This is a genomic window from Caulobacter sp. S45, assembly GCF_903642205.1.
Lineage (GTDB): Bacteria > Pseudomonadota > Alphaproteobacteria > Caulobacterales > Caulobacteraceae > CAHJWH01.
Map to the genome: position 1 here is coordinate 1 of NZ_CAHJWH010000248.1, position 2,938 is coordinate 2,938.

Annotated in this window: 4 protein-coding genes; all 4 read right to left on the reverse strand. The window is 70.7% G+C overall.

Annotated elements, in window-relative coordinates; genetic code table 11:
- Positions 1-89: 89 nt before the first annotated feature.
- Entirely contained in the window at positions 90-884 is a 795-nt protein-coding gene (gene lpxA, locus HUV06_RS15620) for an acyl-ACP--UDP-N-acetylglucosamine O-acyltransferase (protein ID WP_174302162.1), read from the reverse strand.
- Positions 885-894: 10 nt separating this feature from the next.
- Positions 895-1,386 (reverse strand): 3-hydroxyacyl-ACP dehydratase FabZ, encoded by a 492-nt coding sequence (gene fabZ, locus HUV06_RS15625; protein ID WP_174302163.1) that lies wholly within the window; start codon positions 1,384-1,386, stop codon positions 895-897.
- Positions 1,383-2,408, reverse strand: a complete 1,026-nt coding sequence (lpxD, locus tag HUV06_RS15630; RefSeq protein WP_174302164.1) for a UDP-3-O-(3-hydroxymyristoyl)glucosamine N-acyltransferase — start codon at positions 2,406-2,408, stop codon at positions 1,383-1,385. The genes fabZ and lpxD overlap by 4 nt, the downstream gene beginning before the upstream one ends.
- 14 nt (positions 2,409-2,422) lie before the next feature.
- Positions 2,423-2,938: OmpH family outer membrane protein (locus tag HUV06_RS15635; protein WP_174302165.1), on the reverse strand; the 516-nt coding region annotated here is incomplete at its 5' end.

Consider the following 2,938-nt stretch of genomic DNA (forward strand, 5'->3'; position numbering starts at 1 on the left):
GCCTGAAACGCCAGCGGCGGCGACGCCCCCCTCAACATGCTGCGCATGGTCCCCTCCCCCGCTGCGCAGGGGGAGAGAAGACCCGCCACTCAGTCCAGCGTGGGCAGGCATAGGGGGCGGCTAGCGCCGGCGCGGATGAAGTCGACGATCTCGCTCACGTCCGGGTGATGGGCGAAAACGCGGGCTACGTCGTCCAGGCGCTCCTGGAAGGTGCCCTCCGGGCCGAACAGCAGGCGGTAGGCGGAGCGGAGGTCCTTGATCTGCTCGCGCCCGAAGCCGCGGCGCTTCAGCCCCACCAGGTTCAGCCCCTCCAGGTGGGCGTAGACGCCCCAGACCGAGCCGAAGGGGATCACGTCCTTGGTCACCGCGGCCAGCCCGCCGATGAAGGCCTGGCGGCCCACTCGGGTGTGCTGGTGCACCGCCGACAACCCGCCCATGAAGACGTAGTCGCCCATGTGGACGTGGCCGCCCAGGGTGGCGTTGTTGGCGAAGACCACGTGGTCGCCCACCACGCAGTCGTGCGCCACGTGGCTGCCGACCATGAACAGGCCGTCGTTCCCGACCCGGGTGACGCCACCGCCGACCACCGTGCCGGTGTTCATGGTGACGTGCTCGCGGATGGAATTGCGGGCGCCCACGATCAGCCGGGTCGGCTCGCCCTTGTGCGCCAGGTGCTGAGGCGCGCCGCCCAGGCTGGCGAAGGAGTGCACGGTGCAGGCCGGGCCGAGTTCGGTATGGCCCTCGACGTTGACGTGGTTGAGCAGCCGCACGCCGTCGTGCAGCACGACGTCGGGACCGACGATGCAGTAGGGGCCGATCTCCACGCCCGACCCAAGCTCGGCCTTGGGGTCGACCAGGGCGCTTGGGTGGATGGTCGCGCTCAAGAGGTGGGGCTCACTTGGGGGCCTCGACCACCATGGCGGCGAACTCGCACTCTGCCGCGACCCTGTCGCCCACGTAAGCCTTGCCCGCGAACTTGAACACCACGTCGCGGGCGCGGGTCACCTGGACGTGCATCCGCAGCACGTCGCCAGGGCGGACAGGCTGGCGGAAGCGGGCGTTGTCCAGCGACATGAACATGATCGCCTTGCCCTCGACATCGGCGTTCAGCGACTTGGACATCAGCACCGCCCCGGTCTGGGCTATGGCCTCGCAGATCAGCACGCCCGGCATCACCGGATTGCCGGGGAAGTGGCCGGGGAAGTAGGGCTCGTTGAAGGTCACGCACTTGATGCCCACGATGGACTTGTGGGCCCGATAGTCCTCCGCCCGGTCCACCAGCAGGAAGGGATAGCGGTGCGGGATGCGGCGCAGGATCTCCTGCATGTCGATGTTGACGGGCGGCGGGGCCGCCTCGGCCAAAGCCTGAAGTTCGGTCTCGGTCATTGCGGCTGGGCCTTGGCGGCGGCGCTCCTGGACAGCCAGGCGACCTCCTTCATGAAGGTGCGGATAGGGCGGGCCGGAGCGCCGCACCAGGTCTCGCCCGCAGGGATGTCGCGCATGACGCCCGCGGCGGCCGCGACCCGGGCGCCCGCCCCTATGCTGATATGGTCCGCGATGCCGGCCCGGCCGCCGAACATGGCCCCGTCGCCCACCGTCACGCTGCCGGACAGGCCGACATGGCCCGCCAGCACGCAATTGCGACCTATGACGCAGTTGTGGGCGACCTGGACCAGGTTGTCGATCTTGGTGTTCTCCCCCACCACGGTGTCGTCATAGGCGCCGCGGTCGATGCAGGTGCAGGCGCCCACCGTCACCCCGTCCTGCAGGATCACCCGGCCGAGCTGGGGGATGTCCATGGCCCCGGCGCTCCCACCGGCGATGCCGAAGCCCGCCTCCCCGATCACCGCGCCGGACAGGATGCGCACCCGGTCGCCGACCAGGGCGAAGCCGATGGCGACGTTGGAGCCGAGCTGGCAATCGCGCCCGATGCAGACGCCCGGACCAAGGACGGTGTAGGCGCCGATCTCGGTCCCCGAGCCGACCCGCGCGCCCGGCCCTAGTACGACGCCGGGGCCGAGCACCACGCCATCTTCCAGCCGGGCGGTCGAATGGACCAGCGGCGCGCCGGGTTCCGACCGGCGCACGCGGTAGAAGCGCTGGGCGGCCTTGGCGTAGGCGGCCTGCGGTTCGGCGGTCAGCAGGGCGACGCAGCCTGCGGGCACGGCGTCGACCAGCGCCGGGGCCACGAAACAGGCGCCGGCCTTGCTGGCGTGCAGGGCGTCCAGATGCTTGCGGTCGGAGAGGAAACCGGCCGCAGCGCCGCTCGCATGCCGCAGCGGCGCGACGCCGGTCAGGACCAGGTCGCCTCGGACCGGATCGGCCAACACGGCGCCGCTCAGCTCCGCGAGCTCAGCAGCGCTGGCGGGCGCCAGAGTCTCGTAGAAGCGGGGATCGGGCGCCGCCATCCCCTGCACCCCGTCTACTGGGCCGGGGCGGTCTCGCGGTCGAAGGTGATGGTGGTCATCCTGCTGTTCAGCGAGGCGATCACTTCCTGGGTCAGGTCCATGTCGTGGTTGGCCGCCATGACGGTGTCGCCACTCAGCAGCACCGAGCAGTGATGGCCGACATAGGCGCTGCGGACCAGCGGCTCCAGGACGGCGGCAAGGCGCTGCTGCTGACGCGCGGCGGTGTAGCGGAGATCGCGAGTGCGAGCGTCGGCGGTCTGGTTCAGAGCCTGCTCCTGGGCCTGCAGCGGCTGGGCCTGCTGGGCGAACTGCTCCTGGCTGAGGGTGGCGCGCTTGGCGACCAGGGCCTTCTCCTGGGTCTGCAGCGAAGTCTGCTGGCCGCTGATTTCGGCGGCGGCCTGGGCCTGGAGCTGCTGCATGCGCGTCGCATAGGCCTTGCCCACTGCGGACTGCCCCAGCGCCTGGGCGTTGGAGTAGACGCACAGGCCGATGATGGGCGGGCCCTGGGGCAGCGGCGGCTCGGCGGACGG

Excerpts from the sequence above, each read along its gene's own strand:
- fabZ (WP_174302163.1), bottom strand. The coding sequence starts at position 1,386 with ATGACCGAGACCGAACTTCAGGCTTTGGCCGAGGCGGCCCCGCCGCCC.
- lpxD (WP_174302164.1), bottom strand. The coding sequence starts at position 2,408 with ATGGCGGCGCCCGATCCCCGCTTCTACGAGACTCTGGCGCCCGCCAGC.